Raw genomic sequence first — 16,529 nt, 5'->3', positions numbered from 1 at the left:
TTGCCTGGAAACAAAGAATTGGACAGGATCGGGATAGACGCATGCAGGTTCTGTCGGTCACGCCCGAGATATTCCCGCTGATCAAAACCGGCGGGCTTGCCGACGTGACCGGTGCGCTACCCGTCGCGCTGGCGGCCAAGGGTGTGACCATGCGCACGCTCATTCCGGGCTTTCCCGCGGTGATGGAGGGTTTCAAGAAACGCAAGGCCGTCTACCAATATCCGCTGCTGCAAGGCGGCAAGGCCTCTATCCACGCCGTCGAGCTTGCCGGGCTCGACCTGTTCGTGCTCGACGCGCCGCATCTGTTCGACCGTCCCGGCGGTCCCTACGGCAATGCTTCGGGCGCCGACTGGCCGGACAATTGGCGGCGTTTTGCGGCCCTGAGCCAGGCCGGCGCCGATATCGCCGGCGGTGCCATCTCGGGCTACCTGCCCGACATCGTCCATGCCCATGACTGGCAGTCGGCGATGACGCTGGCCTATATGCGCTACGGCAAGGCGGTCGGCACGCCGTCGATGATGACCGTCCACAATCTCGCCTTCCAGGGACAGTTCGGCGCCGGCATCTTCGGCGAACTCGGCCTGCCGGCGATGGCGATGGCGCTTGACGGCGTCGAATATTATGGTGGCGTCGGCTTCCTCAAGGCCGGCCTGCAGGCGGCCTGGGCGATCACCACGGTGAGCCCGACCTATGCGCAGGAGATCCGTTCGCCGGAATTCGGCATGGGCCTCGACGGCCTGATCAACATGCGCTCCAGCGATCTCTATGGCATCGTCAATGGCATCGACACCGCCATCTGGGATCCGGAGACGGACAAGCATCTGGTGTCGAACTATACGGCCGCAACGCTCAAGGCACGGGCGCCGAACAGGGCGGCCGTGGAGGAGCGTTTCGGCCTCGACCGCGACGACAGCCCGATCGTCTGCGTCATCAGCCGGCTGACCTGGCAGAAGGGCATGGACATATTGGCGACGGTGATCGATGGCATCGTCGCGACTGGGGCGCGGCTGGCCATTCTGGGCTCCGGTGACGCGGGCCTCGAAGGCGCGCTGCTTGCCGCCGCCGCACGCCACCGTGGCCGCATTGGCGTGGTCATCGGCTATGACGAAGGGCTGTCGCACACCATGCAGGGCGGCTGCGACGCCATTATCATCCCGTCGCGCTTCGAACCTTGTGGACTGACGCAGCTCTACGGCCTGCGCTACGGCTGCGTGCCGGTGGTCGCCCGCACCGGCGGCCTTGCCGACACCATCATCGACGCCAACGAAGCGGCTATGGCGGCCGGCGTGGCGACAGGGTTCCAGTTTGCTCCCAACAATGGCGGCGCGATGCTGCACGCCATACGCCGCCTGGTCGATGCCTACGCCGATTCCGCGGCCTTCGAGACCATCCAGCGCCAAGGCATGAAGGCCGATGTGTCATGGGACAAGAGCGCGGAAAAATATCTTGAACTCTATCGCCTGCTGCTTTCGAAAAGGGTTGCCTGAAGCATGATACGGACCGTCCCCACCAAGCCCTATTCAGACCAGAAGCCCGGCACGTCGGGCCTGCGCAAGAAGGTGCCCGTGTTCCAGCAGGAGCACTATGCCGAGAATTTCATCCAGTCGATCTTCGACGCGCTTGACGGCTTCAAGGGCAAGACGCTGGTGATCGGCGGCGACGGCCGCTTCTACAACCGCGAAGTCATCCAGAAGGCTATCGCCATGGCGGCCGCCAACGGCTTCGGCAAGGTGATGGTCGGGCAGGGCGGCATATTGTCGACACCGGCCGCCTCGCATGTCATCCGCAAATACAAGACCTTCGGCGGCATCATCCTGTCGGCCAGCCACAATCCCGGCGGCCCGCATGAGGATTTCGGCATAAAGTACAATGCCGGCAATGGCGGCCCGGCGCCGGAAAAGCTGACCGATGCGATCTTTGCCAAGACCAAGGCGATTTCGAGCTTCAAGACATCAGACATCGATCCGATCGACATCGATACGATCGGCACCGTCACGGCCGCCGGCATGACGGTCGAGATCATCGATCCGGTCGCCGATTATGCCGAGCTGATGGAAAGCCTGTTCGATTTCGACGCGCTGCGCAGACTGTTCAAATCGGGCTTCCGCATGCGCTTCGACGCCATGCACGCGGTGACAGGTCCCTATGCCAAGGAAATCCTCGAGAACCGGCTTGGCGCGCCCAGCGGCACCTGCCGCAACTTCAAGCCACTGCCGGATTTCGGCGGCCATCATCCGGATCCGAACCTGGTGCACGCCAAGCATCTCTATGACGAGATGATGGGCTCGGACGCGCCGGATTTTGGTGCTGCTTCCGACGGTGACGGCGACCGCAATCTGATCATCGGCAAGGGCATTTTCGTCACCCCGTCGGATTCGGTGGCGATGCTTGCCGCCAATGCCCGTCTGGCGCCCGGCTACAAGGACGGGCTGGAGGGCATCGCCCGCTCGATGCCGACCAGTGGCGCCGCCGACCGTGTCGCCGAAAAACTCGGCATCGGTATCTACGAGACGCCGACCGGCTGGAAGTTTTTCGGCAATCTGCTCGATGCCGGCATGGCGACGATCTGCGGCGAGGAGAGCGCCGGCACCGGCTCCAACCATGTGCGCGAAAAGGACGGACTGTGGGCGGTGCTGCTCTGGCTCAACATCCTCGCCGCGCGCGGCGAAAGCTGCAAGCAGGTCGTCACCGAGCACTGGGCGGCCTATGGGCGCAACTACTATTCCCGCCACGACTATGAGGAGGTCGAGAGCGACCGCGCCAACGCTCTGGTCGACGAACTGCGTGCCAAGCTCGGCTCGCTGCCCGGCACCAGCGTGCGCGGCCTGAAGATCGCCAAGGCCGACGATTTCGCCTATCACGACCCGGTCGACGGTTCGACCAGCGAGCATCAGGGTATCAGGATCCTGTTCGAAGGCGGCTCGCGCGTCGTCTTCCGGCTTTCCGGCACCGGCACGTCCGGCGCGACTTTGCGCGTCTACATCGAACGCTACGAGCCGGACAAGGCCAGGCACGATCTCGACACGCAGGCAGCCCTTGCCGACCTCATCGCGGCCGCCGACGACATTGCCGGCATCAAGAGCCACACCGGCCGCAACAAGCCGAGCGTGATTACTTGAGGGTGGTGCCTTGGCGATTGGCCGAAACCTCCACCGCTTCGGCATCCCAGGGCGAAGCAGGAGCGAAGCTCCGTCGCGGAGACCCTGGGATGCCGAATTCTAGGAGGCTTCCGCTAATCTCCAACGGTTGCACCGCGCTTCAGGGCCGGCTCCCATGACCCAGCTTGGCGCCACCGTCACCCGCGAAGGCATCCGCTTCGCAGCCTTGTCCTCGTCGGCACGCCGCCTCTGGGTGTCGATCTTCGACGGGCACGGAAACCGCGAACTCGACCGGCTGGAGCTGAAGCCGGAAGGCGAGGGGGTGCATGCGCTCTTCGTTCCCGGCCTTGCCGCGGGCACGCGGTATGGCTTTCGCGCCGACGGCGACTATGCCCCCGAGCGCGGGTTGTGGTTCGACCCCGACAAGCTGCTTACCGATCCCTACGCCGTCGAAATCGACCGGCCATACGCCTATCACTGGCGGCTCGCCGCGCGGCGCAATGAGGGCGCAGACACCGCGCCGCTTATGCCCAAGACCGTGGCGAAAGCCTTGCCCGAAGCGGTGCCTGTGTTGCCGCCGCTGTTTCGACCGGGCGGCCTGATCTACGAGGTGCCGGTGCGCGCCTTCACCAAGCTGCATCCGGACATTCCGCCAGCGCAGCGCGGTACGATCGCGGCGCTTGCTCATCCTGTCGTCATCGAGCATCTGCAAAGGCTCGGCGTGTCGGCCGTCGAACTGATGCCGGTGACGGCGTCGATCGACGAGCGGCACCTGCCGCCGCTGGGCCTGGGCAACGCCTGGGGCTACAATCCCGTCACCTTCATGGCGCTCGACCCGCGTCTTGCGCCTGGCGGCCTCACGGAATTGCGCGACACCGTGGCGGCGCTGCGGAAGGCCGGCATCGGCGCCATCCTCGACCTCGTCTTCAACCACACGGGCGAAAGCGACCGGCTGGGGCCGACGCTGTCGCTGCGCGGCCTCGACAACCAGGTCTACTATCGGCACCAGCCGGATGGCAGGCTGGTCAATGACACCGGCACCGGCAACACCGTCGCCTGCGATCATCCGGCGGTGCGGGGCATGGTGCTCGACACGCTCCGGCATTTTGTCTGCAATGCCGGGGTCGACGGCTTCCGCTTCGATCTGGCGCCGGTGCTGGGCCGAGTCGGCGGCGTGTTCGATCCTGCGGCGCCCTTGCTCGCGGCGATCGCCGGCGATCCCATGCTGGCCGATCGCGTGTTGGTCGCCGAACCCTGGGATATCGGTCCTGACGGCTACCAGCTCGGCAACTTCCCGCCGCGCTTCCTCGAATGGAACGACCGCTATCGCGACGATGCCAGGCGCTTCTGGCGAGGCGATGCGGGCGCGCTAGGAGCGCTGGCGACGCGGCTTGCCGGTTCGTCCGATGTTTTTGGCAAGGCCGGCCAGCCGGCCAGCCGCACGCTCAATTTCATCGCCGCCCATGACGGCATGACGCTGGCCGACCTCGTCGCCTATGAGCGCAAGCACAACGCGGCCAATGGCGAGCAGAACCGCGACGGCCACAACGACAATTTGTCCTGGAACAACGGCGCCGAGGGCGAGACGGACAGTGCGGCGATCACCAGGGCGCGCTTCGACGACCAGTGCGCATTGCTCGCCACGCTGTTTGCCTCGCGCGGTACCATCATGCTGACGGCGGGCGACGAGTTCGGCCGCTCCCAGAAAGGCAACAACAATGCCTATGCGCAGGACAATGCCATCACCTGGCTCGACTGGGCCGGCCGCGACCAGGCGCTGGAGCGCTACGCATCGGCGCTCGGCATGCTTCGCCGTACCGTCCCCGCTTTGTCGGATACGGATTTCCTGACAGGACAACCGGCCGATGCGACAGGCATCCCCGACGTCGCCTGGTTGACCGAGACCGGTATGCCGCTTGCCGAGACGGACTGGAACGACCCCGCGCGACACCGCCTCGTCATGCTGTTGGGTGATGCAAGCGGCGACCGCCTTGCCGTCATGATCAATGGCGATCGTCGCCAATGCGTCTTCACCTTGCCCGCGCGGGAAGGCTTCCGATGGCAGCCGGCGATCGAGACGCAGGCGATCGACCTTGCGCGGCCGCTGCCGGGCCGCAGCGTCCACTTCATGGCAGAGCATCGGACCGAAAAGTGGCACCCGGGGTTCGGGCAATCCGATGCGAAAAAACCAGTTCGCGCCGGACCGCCAAGGGTCGCGCCAGGAAGGGTTCGTGATGGCCGATGACAATGCGGGGCAGGCGGCCGAATGGTGGCGCGGCTGCGTCATCTACCAGGTCTATCCGCGCTCCTTCCAGGACACGACCGGCGACGGCAGCGGCGATCTCAGGGGTATCACTGCGCGGCTTGACCACATCGCGTCGCTCGGCGTCGATGCCGTCTGGCTGTCGCCCTTCTTCAAGTCGCCGATGGCCGATATGGGCTACGACATTTCGGACTATCGCGACGTCGATCCGAAATTCGGTTCGCTGGAGGATTTCGACGCTCTGGTCGCGGAGGCGCACCGGCTGGGCCTGAAGGTCGTCATCGACCAGGTCTTGTCGCACTCATCCGACGAACACGAATGGTTCATCGAAAGCCGCGCCAGCCGCGACAATCCCAAGGCCGACTGGTACGTCTGGGCCGATACGAAACCCGACGGCAATGCGCCCAACAACTGGCTGTCCGTCTTCGGCGGCCCGGCCTGGGAGTGGGATTCGACCCGCCGGCAATATTACATGCACAATTTCCTCGCCTCGCAGCCCGATCTGAATTTCCACAATCCGGAGGTCCAGGACGCGCTGCTGGACACGGTGCGCTTCTGGCTGGAGCGCGGCGTCGACGGTTTCCGGCTCGACACCGTCAACTATTATGTCCACGACCGCTGGCTGCGCAGCAATCCGCCCTTGGCGTCGAGCGTCGCCGGCACCAATGGCGAGACCAACACCTATCTTTTCCAGGAGCATTTGTTCGACAAGACGCAGCCGGAGAACCTGGCTTTCCTCAGGCGTTTCCGGGCGCTGCTCGACGAATACCCAGACCGCGCCGCCGTCGGCGAAATCGGCGATGAGGGCCGCTCGCTGCAGACGCTGGCCGCCTACACTTCCGGCGGCGACAAGCTGCAGATGTGCTACACCTTCGACCTGCTCGGCCCGCAATTTTCGGCGGCGCATGTGCGCGGCTGCGTCGAGGCCTTCGAACATGCGGTTGCCGACGGCTGGGTCTGCTGGGCGTTTTCCAACCATGACGTGGTGCGCCATGTCAGCCGCTGGACAGCGCCGGATGGCGATGCCGAGGCGGTGGCCAGATTCTCGATCATGCTGCTCGCCTGCCTGCGCGGTTCGATCTGCCTCTATCAGGGTGAGGAACTTGGCCTGGAGGAGGCGGAGCTTGCCTATGAGGATCTGCGCGATCCCGTCGGCATCCGTTTCTGGCCCGGTGTGAAGGGCAGGGATGGCTGCCGCACGCCGATGGTTTGGGAAGCCGGCGCCGACAATGCGGGCTTCTCGACGGGCAAACCCTGGCTGCCGGTCCCCGCCAGCCATCGTGCCCGCGCCGCCGATGTGCAGAACGGCAGCGACCAATCGGTGCTGTCCGCCTACCGTTCGACGCTCGCCTTGCGCAGGCGCCATCCGGCGCTGGTCAGCGGTTCGATCCGCTTTCTCGACGCCGAAGGCGACGTGCTGGCCTTCATCCGCGAAGGCGGCGGGCAGAGACTGCTCTGCGTCTTCAATTTCGCTGGAGAGCCGGCGAATTGGCCCTTGCCACGGGATATTGGCGCTGTCGCCGCTGTCCTGGCTGGCACCGCTGCCGGCGAGGAGGAAGCGCTCTCGCTGCCGGCTCTCGGTTGCTTCCTTGGCCGGCTCGACTGACTGGCCGTCCGACTGCGCCTTGGCCAGGCGACCCGCTTGGCCATGAAAACCTCACTGAACGAGCACCGCCCGACCGCAGGTCGCTCCGGTGACGCGTACGTCGGCCTGGCCGACGCCGACACCAAGCGCGGACAGCACATTGTAGAGCAAGTCGTCGACGGGCGCCGTTACGGTGTTGAGCAGGGTCACCACCGCCGGTTTGACCGTTCCGAGCAGGGCGGTGAGATCGATGCCGAGACCAAGCACATTGACCGAGAGCGACAGGTTGTTAACCAGCGACGTGGTGAGCGATTGCGATATGTTGCGCGTCGAAACGGTTTTGACCGTCTTGTTGGCGATATCGGTCGCATTGAACGTCAAGGTCTGCGGGTTGTTGTTGGTGATCGCGGTCGCGGCCGAACCCATCACCTGGATCAGCGGTATCAACAGCAGCTTCACATCGGCGATATCGGCATCGGTGAAGGTCTGCGGCTGGCTAAAATCGGCAAAGCCGGAGGGATTGTTGCTGTTGGCCAGGTTAAGCTGGGCAACGCCCGGGTGCGCGGCGATGGAAACGCTGATGCTGGAAGGCCCTGTCGGACAGGTGATGTCGGTCAGCTTGGCTTCGGCATAGGCGACTTCGACATTGAGCGGCAGATTGACGGCTACCAGGTTGACGCCGCCGCCGATGCCGGGCGTGCCGATACCGACTGACGCCGTCAGTTTGATGCGTGTCTGGGCGGTCCGCACGACCGTCCCGATGCCGTCGACCGCGAGCCAGGGCGAGGATTGCGCGGGCTGGCCGATGGCGATGTTGAGCTTGGTCGAGAGCAGTCCCGGTATGGTGGCGCCGAGGTCGATCGCGGCTTGGTTGGTGCCGTTGGCGAGCACGGCGGCGGCGGTCAGCATCCCCATGGCGCTTGCATCGACGCCGAGGCCGGACGGCTGCTGCCCGAGGCCCAAGCTGCCGACGGAGCCGAGATCGACAAGGCTACTGAGCGGGATCTTGACCGCGCTGGTCGACTTGGAGGCGATGGTCTGCAGGGCGACCTTGGCCGTGTTGCCGAGGCCGGGGACGTTGGCCATGGCGGTGGCGATCTGGCCGACAGTCGCTTTCGAGGCCAGTACGTCCGAATAGGTGCCGGCCGTAATGTTCAATTGTGTGGCGAGCGCGCTGATGAAGGACAAGACGCTGACATCGGCCGAGATCAGCCCGTTATAGTCCATGACACTGAGCGAGATGTTGCCGCCAAGGAGCCCGCTCAGCAAGGCATTGAGGATGCCGCCATTGACGCTGAGCAGTCTCGACCCCACCGAGAATGCCGCCTGCGGCGTCATGCTGGCCGTGGCTTGGGTGCCGATGACCGGAGTGGGGATGAGCGAACTTGCAAAATAGCGGGTGGGGACTTTCGCCAGTGTGACACGTACCGCATTGTAGGGTGTCACGCCCGCCTGGAAGCGTTGGGTGACATTGGTGGTCGTCGAGGCATATCGGCCTTGCGTGACCGTCACCACCGTCTTGCCGAGGGCCGGGGCAATGGTCTGGCCAGAGGCTTGAACGACGACACCCGGCATGCCGTTGTCGGTGAGCGTGGTGACAACCGCCGTGTTGACATTGTTGATGTTCGAGGCTGCGGTGATCGCCGCCAGATCGACCATCGCCTGGGCCTGCCGGCGCTCGGAGTAGATGGAGGCTTCATCAATGGCCACCGCGGCCAGCGCCAGGGCGACCGGCGCGCTCAGCGCGGTCATGACGGCGAAGTTCGCCTTCCTGTCCCCCATCATAGACCGTGCAAGCCGGCCGATGCCCTTGCCCGCACGCTGCAGCATTCAGATACCCCCAATCCTGATCGTTGACTGACGCCTGATGGTGGTCCCTGGCATGGCTATGCCCGGGAAGAGATTCCAGATCGGCAGGTTGCGTGCATCGTACGAAATCGACACCACGAACTGGCTGCCGTCGGCCACGCTGTCATTGGCCTGGTAGGTCAGTTTGCTGGCGTCCACGAAGGGGTAACCACCGGCATTGTTGGCGAGGAAGGCGGCCACGAGCGTCTGCCGCTCGGTCTGGTTCAGCCCGGCAATGGCCGTCCGGGCGGCATCCGCCGCGATCTGCTGGATCGAGTTGGCAGCACCAAAATAGATACCGTACGCAACCATTCCGAGCAGAAGAAGGATAAAAATCGGCGACAGCAGGGCGAACTCGACCGCCGACGTTCCCGAATTGTCTGTTCGGAACGCGCGTCTTCGGAGCCTGGAAATGAGGTTCTGAACCATGATACCAGCATGCCAAAGTTCGCATGCAGAAAGCGAAAACTCCGGGTGCAACCTGGGGATGCGCGCGATTGAAAATGCCGTTCTAATTTAGCTGTTGCTTCTTCGATTCTGAGGATTGACTTAGGGTCAATCAGTACTCGGTTGAAAAGAGCTTACCTCCTGTCTAGTCTCCTGCCACCAGCTGCCGGGGGGAACCGGCGGCACGCTCAAAGGAACCAGGCATCGGTTCCGGGGCGTCAACACTCAAAGGCGCGCCCACGGCAGCGCCGACAGGGAGAACTTCATGCTGAAAAACATGCTGAAGGCGACGGTATTCGCCACCACCATGGCGGTAGCCGCCGGCGCATTCTACTCGCCGGCGTTCGCCGAGAGCGTCTACAACAGGGGCACCGCCGCCGAATCGGAGTCGGTCGACCCGCACAAGACCTCGACGGTGTATGAAGCCAACGTGCTGCGCGACCTGTTCCAGGGACTGGTCATGCAGGACGAGAAGGCAAACCTCATTCCGGGCGCCGCCGAAAGCTGGACGGTATCGGATGACGGCACCGTCTACACCTTCAAGCTGCGCAAGGACGGCATGTGGTCGGACGGCAGCCCGGTGACGGCCGACGACTTCGTCTACGCCTTCCACCGGCTGGAAGATCCGGCGACCGGGGCCGAATACGCCTCGATGCTGTATCCGGTGAAGGGCGCCGAGGACGTCAACACCAAGAAAGGCAAGCCCGAGGACATGGGCGTCAAGGCGATCGACGCCAACACCCTGGAAGTGACCCTGAAGGCGCCGACGCCCTACTTCCTGGAGATGCTGACCCACCAGGCGACCTATCCGGTCAGCAAGGCTTCGATTGAGAAACTCGGCGCCGACTGGATCAAGCCCGGCAAGCTCGTCTCGAACGGCGCCTACACGCTGGCCGAATGGGTTCCCAACGACCACATGAAGCTGGTCAAGAATCCGAAATTCTGGGACGCCGCGACCGTCAAGTTCGACGTGGTCAACTATATCCCGACCGAAGACCGCTCATCGGCGATGAAACGCTTCGAGGCCGGCGAACTCGACAGCTATGACGATCTGCCGACCGAACAGCTCGCCGACCTCAAGACCAAGTTCGGCGATCAGATCCATGTCGGCCCGTATCTCGGCACCTATTACTACGCGATCAAGACCGACAAGGCGCCGTGGAACAATCCTGAACTGCGCAACGCCATCTCGATGGCGATCGACCGCGACTTCATCGCCGAAAAGGTCTGGCAGAACTCGATGCTGCCCGGCTATTCGATGGTGCCTCCCGGCATCGAGGGCTACACGCCCGCAATGGCCAAATATGCCGAGATGCCGCAGATAGACCGCGAGGACGCGGCCAAGAAAATCCTCGAGAAACTCGGCTACACGCCCGAACATCCGCTGAAGATGGAAATCCGCTACAACACCTCGGAAAACCACAAGAACACCGCGGTCGCCATCCAGGAGCAGCTGAAGCCGCTTGGGGTCGACGTCACGCTGCTCAACACCGACACCAAGACGCACTACTCCTTCCTCGAGCAGAAGGGCGACTATGACGTGGCGCGTGCCGCCTGGATCGCCGACTACAAGGATCCGGAAACCTTCCTTGGCATCTCGCGCAAGGCGAGCGGCAACAACTACTCGAACTACAACAGCCCGGCCTATGAAGCGGCGATGGACAAGGCAGCCGCCGCCGGAGGCAAGCCCGAGGAGCGCATGAAGGAACTCTCCGAGGCCGAGCGCATTCTCGTCGACGATGTCGGCGAGATCCCGCTGCTCTACTATAGCTACCACGACATCGTGTCCTCGAAGCTGCATGGCTTCGTCGACAATGTGATGGACGTCCATCCGTCGCGTTTCGTCAGCAAGGACTGATCCCTGGCCAAGCCGCCGCGCACTTCGTGCGCGGCGGTGCTGGTTTGCCATCGCATCGGCCGGGAAGCGCAATCGATTTTCGGAAAATCCGGTGCGAAGATTTGAAGGCTGGAGCACAATGGTCCAATCGGACAGGCGTGTTCCGGATCAAGTGGGGCACCGATGCTGCGATACGTATTCCGGCGGCTTTTGACCGCCATACCGACGCTGTTCGTCATCGTGACGATGGCGTTCTTCCTGATGCGCGTCGCGCCAGGCGGGCCATTCAACCAGGAGCGGGGGCTGAGCCCCGAGATCAAGGCCAACCTTGAAGCCCAGTTCGGCCTCAACGATCCGCTCTGGCTGCAATATGTCCACTATCTCGGCAATCTCTTGCGCGGCAATTTCGGCCCGAGCTACAACATGCCGGATTTCACCGTCACCGAACTGTTCGCCAAGGGTCTGCCCATTTCGGTGCAACTCGGCGCCTCGGCGCTGATCCTGGCGCTGCTGCTGGGTTCCGTGCTCGGCACCATCGCCGCGCTCAACCAGAACAAGCTCGGCGACTATACGGTGATTGCGCTGGCCACGGCCGGCAGCACCATTCCCACCTTCGTCATCGCGCCGGTGATCCAGCTTCTCTTCGGCCTGACCTGGAAGCTCCTGCCAATCGGCGGCTGGGGCGATGGCGCCTTCATCAACAAGGTCGGCCCGGTGCTGACGCTTGCCTTGCCGCAGATCGCCATCGTCGCCCGCCTGATGCGCGGCTCGATGATCGAATCGCTGCGCTCCCATCACATCCGCACCGCCCGCGCGCTCGGCCTTTCCGACTGGTCGGTTGTGGTCAAACACGCCTTGCGCGGCGCCATCTTGCCGATCGTTTCGTTCACCGGCCCGGCGGCGGCGGCCCTTTTGACGGGCTCCGTCATCGTCGAGACGATCTTCTCCATTCCCGGCGTCGGCCGCTACTTCGTCGATGCCGCGCTCAACCGCGATTACACGCTGGTGATGGGAACGGTGGTGGTGATCGCCATCTTCACCATCGTCTTCAACCTGATCGTCGACGTCATGTACGCGGTCGTCGACCCGAGGGTGCGCTATGACTGACATCGCAGCCACGGCTCCCGCCATCGTCGGCCGCTCGCTGTGGGGCGATGCCTGGGCGCGCCTCAAGGCCAACCGCGCCGCCATGTTCAGCCTCTACTACCTCGCCTTGATCGGGCTCGTCAGCGTGTTTGGCCCCTGGTTCGTGCCGCATCAGTACACGACCATCTATGCCGACTATGTGCGCATGCCGCCAAGCCTTACAGCCTATCCGAAGCCCGACATGATCGAGTCCGCGCTCAACGATGCGATCAAACGCATGCGGGTCGATATCAAGGAATGGCACCAGGACGGCAATCAGGTCTTCGTCACGGTCAAGTCGGCCAAGCCGATCGATGACCGCAACATCCGCTACCTCGACCGCTCCGATGCCTTTGACGACACCAAGATCGAGAGCAAGTCGCCCGACGGTCTGGAAGTGACGATGAGCGCGTCGGTCAAGCAGCAATATTTTCTGTTCGGCACCGACAACACCGGCCGCGATCTGCTCTCGCGCACGCTGATGGCCGGTCGCATCTCACTGGCCATCGGCCTGCTCGCCGGCGTCGTGGCGGTGGTGATCGGGGTGATCTATGGCGCCGCCGCGGGTTTCTCCGGCGGCAGGATCGACGAGGTGATGATGCGCATTGTCGATGTGCTCTATTCCTTGCCGTTCATCTTCTTCGTCATCATGCTGGTGGTGTTCTTCGGCCGCAACTTCGTGCTGATGTTCCTGGCGGTTGGCGCGGTGCTGTGGCTCGACATGGCGCGCATCGTGCGCGGCCAGGCGCTGTCGATCCGCCGCCAGGAATATGTCCAGGCGGCGGAGGCCATGGGCGTCGGCCAGCGCGGCATCCTGCTGCGACACGTCATCCCCAATTTGCTCGGCCCGGTCGTCATCTACATGACCTTGCTGGTGCCGCAGGTCATCATCCTGGAGAGTTTCCTGTCGTTCCTCGGCCTTGGCGTGCAGGAGCCGATGACCAGCTGGGGCGTGCTGATTTCTGTCGGCGCCAAGAACATCGGCACCGCCAACTGGCTGCTCCTGTTTCCTGCTTTCTTCCTCGTCTCGACGCTGTTTGCGTTGAACTTCGTCGGCGATGGCCTGCGCGACGCGCTCGATCCGAGAGATCGATAAGATGGGGACCGCTGACATGGGCACTCCCGAAGCGATCCTCAGCGTCAAGGACCTGCGTGTCCGCTTCCGCACGCTCGACGGCGCGATCGAAGCAGTGAAAGGCATCAACATCCACGTCAATGCCGGCGAGACCGTTGCCGTGGTCGGCGAGTCCGGCTCCGGCAAGAGCCAGACCATGATGGCGGCGATGAGCCTGCTCGCCTCGAACGGCGAGGCAACGGGCAGCGTCGACTATCGCGGCCGCAACCTGCTGACGCTGAGTAAATCCGACCTGAACAAGGTCCGTGGCGCCAAGATCAGCATGATCTTCCAGGAGCCGATGACCTCGCTCGATCCGCTCTATTCGATCGGCAATCAACTGATCGAGCCGATCCGCCGGCATCGCGGCCTGAATGCCGCCGAGGCGCGCGAAGAGGCGCTCAAGCTCTTGCGGCTGGTGCACATTCCCGATCCCGAACGGCGGATGAAATCCTACCCGCACGAAATGTCCGGCGGCCAGCGCCAGCGTGTGATGATCGCCATGGCACTCGCGAACGATCCCGACATCCTGATCGCCGACGAGCCGACCACGGCGCTCGACGTGACCATCCAGGCGCAGATCCTGATGCTGCTCGCCGAATTGCAGCGCAAGCTCGGCATGGCCATCGTCTTCATCACCCACGATCTCGGCATCGTCCGGCGCTTCGCCGACCGGGTCTATGTCATGCGCCAGGGCGAGGTGGTCGAGGAGGGCGAGGCGGGAGCGATCTTCGCCAACCCGCAGCACGCCTACACCAGGATGCTGCTGGCGGCCGAGCCGACGGGAAGCAAGGCGCCGCCGCCCGCCAACGCACCGGTGGTGCTCGAAGGCAGGCATGTCGAGGTCACATTCAGGATCGGCGGCGGGTTTCTGGCCGGCGAGCCGCTGATGCTGCGCGCCGTCGACGACATTTCGATCCGGCTGCAGCGTAACCAGACCATCGGCATTGTCGGCGAATCCGGCTCGGGAAAATCGACGCTTGGCCGCGCTCTGCTGCGGCTGCTGCCGAGCGATGGCTTGATTCGTTTTGGCGATCGCGACATTTCGACAGCCGACCGCCAGGCGATGCGGCCGCTGCGGCGCCAGATGCAACTCGTCTTCCAGGATCCTTTCGGCTCTCTGTCGCCGCGCATGACCGTCGGCCAGGTCATCACCGAAGGGCTGCTGGTGCATGAGCCCAATCTGTCGGGCAAGCAGCGCGACCAGCGCGCGGTCGAGGCCTTGCGTGAAGTCGGCCTCGATCCCAACGCCCGCAACCGCTACCCGCACGAATTCTCCGGCGGCCAGCGGCAACGCATCGCCATTGCCCGCGCCATGATCCTGAAACCAAAGATGGTCGTGCTGGACGAACCGACCTCGGCGCTCGACCGCTCGGTGCAGAAACAGATCGTCGAACTCCTGCGCAAGCTGCAGGCGGACCATGAACTGTCCTATCTGTTCATCAGCCACGACCTCGCCGTGGTGCGCGCCATGGCCGACTACATCATCGTCATGAAACAGGGCAAGATCGTCGAGGAGGGGCCGACAGAGGCAATCTTCAGCAACCCGCAGCACGTCTACACGCAGACGCTGATGGCCGCGGCGATCGATGTCACCCGATTCCGGCTGAGCGCCTGAGACGTTTCAGGTAAAGGCAATCATCTTGACGGCGTCCGTTCGCTCAGCCCGCTGACTTGGGACAATTGCGCGCGCGCGCAGCGGCGATGGCGTCCTGCTGCTGTTTCAGCCGATCGATCCTGGCGGTCTCACGATTCGCGACGGCGGTCTTCACGCGCGAAACACCAAGCAGCCAGCGCGGAACACTGGTGTTGGCGACCTTGCCCCGGGTGATGGCGGTTTGTGAGATTTCGGTGGCCTTTTCGCCTAGCGCGCTGTTGAGTTCGGTGCAGCTCATTCTATCGTACGTCACCGGATCGGCGGTCGTGCCGATTGACGAGCAGCCGGTAACGAGAAGCGCCGCAATCACAAGAACCGGTGTCGAGGTCGTCGTCGCGATCAAATTCATGTCCACACCGGCTCACCGTTTCACTGGCTTCATCATATCCACCGAACTATCTGGAGCCGATGATCATTTCGTCAAAGATTGGGCTCGCGAAAGAGCCCTATGGGCATGGACCACGGAGGCCAGCCGATATGGGAACGTTACCGGTCGCCTCGAAGTCGGTGTCCGTCGAGTGTCCTGATGCAATCACTGGAAACGAAGAGGGGCCGCCTCGGTTGACGCCGGGGCGGCCTTCTGTCGATTCTGGCCGACGGTGCGACCTCGGCGGCTCGCGCTGGTTGTGGCGCCCAGCCTTCGTGCCGCCGTTCGTTCAGCCTGCCTGAAATTCAGGCTGCTTCGGCGATGATTGCGGTGGGAGCGCAACCGTCCAGCACTGCCTGGGCGATGCCGGTTTCATTTTCATCGACATGCGCCGTCACCAAGACGATGCCCTCGGCAACGGTCCGATCATCCGACCTTGCCGCTGTGGTCATGAAGGCACCGAGCAGCCCGCCGGCACCGCCGCCACAGACCGCGCAAACCAGTGCTGTTGCCGGCAGTCCGGCTGGAGGAGAACTGACGCCGCAGACCGCGAGGGCGCCCACGCAAGCCAATGCCGCGCCGACGGCGCAAAGCATGACGCTTGGAGATCTTAGGACTGTTAGCTCGTCCTGGTAGGGTCCGATAATGGCAATCTGAACGCGAGGAACACCGACCGCGACCAGCTCTCCAGCAACCCGGGCGGCTTCGGCGTGGGAATCAAAAAGCTTGCTGATTGTCCGCATGGTCTCAGAGCGTTTTCTTGTCCAGGAATGTGTCCGCAACGAATGAAGCGGCGATCAAATCGTCGCCATCAATGCTGCCTCGTCCGCCGACCATCATGGCCGCGACCTTTTGGAAGGTCTTCATTTCGCTCATGGTAATCCGGGCCTGCCGCATTCTGGCCTTGAGGTCAGCTACACGCACCCCCAAGACATCGGATTGTATGGCCTCGCTGTTAGACATGGTGACGTTCCTCCAGTTTCGCTTCCTCGTTTGATCGTCCCCGCGCCGCCCAACCACTCGAAACAGAGCCGCGGCGAAAACGTTCCCTGGCTGGGCTTCGGTCCGGCGGAGCGCCGGACCTTGGTCTGGCCGTAAAATGCAATGGTCCTGCCTGTTGTGCCGCTCGGAACGGCCACCGTTCGTAGCCGTTGTCAGCTACACGTTCGGGAGGAAGCTGATGGAAAA

General features: G+C 63.5%; 13 protein-coding genes. 8 read left to right on the top strand and 5 right to left on the bottom strand.

Features of this window, described 5'->3' with window-relative positions:
- Window positions 1-41 precede the first annotated feature (41 nt).
- The 4 genes from glgA to FJ546_RS00885 all read left to right on the top strand — a co-directional run bounded on the left by glgA (window position 42) and on the right by FJ546_RS00885 (window position 6,967).
- Window positions 42-1,487 (top strand): glycogen synthase GlgA, encoded by a 1,446-nt coding sequence (glgA, locus tag FJ546_RS00900; RefSeq protein WP_140887363.1) that lies wholly within the window; start codon window positions 42-44, stop codon window positions 1,485-1,487.
- Window positions 1,488-1,490: 3 nt separating this feature from the next.
- Complete coding sequence (locus FJ546_RS00895) at window positions 1,491-3,119, top strand: alpha-D-glucose phosphate-specific phosphoglucomutase (RefSeq protein ID WP_140887361.1); 1,629 nt, start codon at window positions 1,491-1,493, stop codon at window positions 3,117-3,119.
- Between the two features lie 154 nt (window positions 3,120-3,273).
- The gene (gene glgX, locus FJ546_RS00890) at window positions 3,274-5,343 is read left to right on the top strand and encodes a glycogen debranching protein GlgX (protein ID WP_140887360.1); all 2,070 of its coding nucleotides are present in this window, start codon (window positions 3,274-3,276) and stop codon (window positions 5,341-5,343) included.
- The gene (locus FJ546_RS00885; RefSeq protein ID WP_140887358.1) at window positions 5,333-6,967 is read left to right on the top strand and encodes an alpha-glucosidase family protein; all 1,635 of its coding nucleotides are present in this window, start codon (window positions 5,333-5,335) and stop codon (window positions 6,965-6,967) included. Before glgX ends, FJ546_RS00885 begins: the two co-directional genes overlap by 11 nt.
- 51 nt (window positions 6,968-7,018) lie before the next feature.
- Here the strand turns inward: FJ546_RS00885 and FJ546_RS00880 are convergent, their stop codons facing one another.
- Together FJ546_RS00880 and FJ546_RS00875 are read right to left on the bottom strand one after the other, a co-directional pair.
- Window positions 7,019-8,776 (bottom strand): TadG family pilus assembly protein, encoded by a 1,758-nt coding sequence (locus FJ546_RS00880; protein ID WP_140887356.1) that lies wholly within the window; start codon window positions 8,774-8,776, stop codon window positions 7,019-7,021.
- Entirely contained in the window at window positions 8,777-9,223 is a 447-nt protein-coding gene (locus FJ546_RS00875) for a TadE/TadG family type IV pilus assembly protein (protein WP_140887355.1), read from the bottom strand.
- A 283-nt stretch (window positions 9,224-9,506) separates the two neighbouring features.
- Here FJ546_RS00875 and FJ546_RS00870 point away from each other — a divergent pair, with 283 nt between their 5' ends.
- The 4 genes from FJ546_RS00870 to FJ546_RS00855 all read left to right on the top strand — a co-directional run bounded on the left by FJ546_RS00870 (window position 9,507) and on the right by FJ546_RS00855 (window position 14,935).
- Complete coding sequence (locus tag FJ546_RS00870) at window positions 9,507-11,099, top strand: peptide ABC transporter substrate-binding protein (RefSeq protein WP_140887353.1); 1,593 nt, start codon at window positions 9,507-9,509, stop codon at window positions 11,097-11,099.
- Between the two features lie 162 nt (window positions 11,100-11,261).
- Entirely contained in the window at window positions 11,262-12,185 is a 924-nt protein-coding gene (locus FJ546_RS00865; RefSeq protein ID WP_019857069.1) for an ABC transporter permease subunit, read from the top strand.
- On the top strand, window positions 12,178-13,299 hold the full coding sequence (locus FJ546_RS00860; RefSeq protein WP_140887352.1) for an ABC transporter permease subunit: 1,122 nt from the start codon (window positions 12,178-12,180) through the stop codon (window positions 13,297-13,299). Before FJ546_RS00865 ends, FJ546_RS00860 begins: the two co-directional genes overlap by 8 nt.
- 16 nt (window positions 13,300-13,315) lie before the next feature.
- Entirely contained in the window at window positions 13,316-14,935 is a 1,620-nt protein-coding gene (locus tag FJ546_RS00855) for an ABC transporter ATP-binding protein (protein ID WP_140887350.1), read from the top strand.
- Between the two features lie 43 nt (window positions 14,936-14,978).
- Here FJ546_RS00855 and FJ546_RS00850 read toward each other — a convergent pair whose 3' ends face one another.
- From FJ546_RS00850 to FJ546_RS00840, 3 genes are all read right to left on the bottom strand, one after another.
- The gene (locus FJ546_RS00850; protein WP_140887348.1) at window positions 14,979-15,323 is read right to left on the bottom strand and encodes a hypothetical protein; all 345 of its coding nucleotides are present in this window, start codon (window positions 15,321-15,323) and stop codon (window positions 14,979-14,981) included.
- Between the two features lie 323 nt (window positions 15,324-15,646).
- Window positions 15,647-16,084: a hypothetical protein gene (locus tag FJ546_RS31060; protein ID WP_181167765.1), complete on the bottom strand. Its 438-nt coding sequence runs from the start codon at window positions 16,082-16,084 to the stop codon at window positions 15,647-15,649.
- A 4-nt stretch (window positions 16,085-16,088) separates the two neighbouring features.
- Window positions 16,089-16,304: a hypothetical protein gene (locus FJ546_RS00840; RefSeq protein ID WP_140887347.1), complete on the bottom strand. Its 216-nt coding sequence runs from the start codon at window positions 16,302-16,304 to the stop codon at window positions 16,089-16,091.
- Between the last annotated feature and the right edge of the window lie 225 nt (window positions 16,305-16,529).

The sequence above is a fragment of the Mesorhizobium sp. B2-4-19 genome (genome assembly GCF_006441315.1).
Classification (GTDB): Bacteria; Pseudomonadota; Alphaproteobacteria; order Rhizobiales; family Rhizobiaceae; genus Mesorhizobium.
This window is presented reverse-complemented; position numbering and strand designations above follow the sequence as displayed.

Coding starts and splice junctions, on each gene's coding strand:
- glgA (WP_140887363.1), top strand. CDS start 42: ATGCAGGTTCTGTCGGTCACGCCCGAGATATTCCCGCTGATCAAAACC.
- FJ546_RS00895 (WP_140887361.1), top strand. CDS start 1,491: ATGATACGGACCGTCCCCACCAAGCCCTATTCAGACCAGAAGCCCGGC.
- glgX (WP_140887360.1), top strand. CDS start 3,274: ATGACCCAGCTTGGCGCCACCGTCACCCGCGAAGGCATCCGCTTCGCA.
- FJ546_RS00885 (WP_140887358.1), top strand. CDS start 5,333: ATGGCCGATGACAATGCGGGGCAGGCGGCCGAATGGTGGCGCGGCTGC.
- FJ546_RS00880 (WP_140887356.1), bottom strand. CDS start 8,776: ATGCTGCAGCGTGCGGGCAAGGGCATCGGCCGGCTTGCACGGTCTATG.
- FJ546_RS00875 (WP_140887355.1), bottom strand. CDS start 9,223: ATGGTTCAGAACCTCATTTCCAGGCTCCGAAGACGCGCGTTCCGAACA.
- FJ546_RS00870 (WP_140887353.1), top strand. CDS start 9,507: ATGCTGAAAAACATGCTGAAGGCGACGGTATTCGCCACCACCATGGCG.
- FJ546_RS00865 (WP_019857069.1), top strand. CDS start 11,262: ATGCTGCGATACGTATTCCGGCGGCTTTTGACCGCCATACCGACGCTG.
- FJ546_RS00860 (WP_140887352.1), top strand. CDS start 12,178: ATGACTGACATCGCAGCCACGGCTCCCGCCATCGTCGGCCGCTCGCTG.
- FJ546_RS00855 (WP_140887350.1), top strand. CDS start 13,316: ATGGGCACTCCCGAAGCGATCCTCAGCGTCAAGGACCTGCGTGTCCGC.
- FJ546_RS00850 (WP_140887348.1), bottom strand. CDS start 15,323: ATGAATTTGATCGCGACGACGACCTCGACACCGGTTCTTGTGATTGCG.
- FJ546_RS31060 (WP_181167765.1), bottom strand. CDS start 16,084: ATGCGGACAATCAGCAAGCTTTTTGATTCCCACGCCGAAGCCGCCCGG.
- FJ546_RS00840 (WP_140887347.1), bottom strand. CDS start 16,304: ATGTCTAACAGCGAGGCCATACAATCCGATGTCTTGGGGGTGCGTGTA.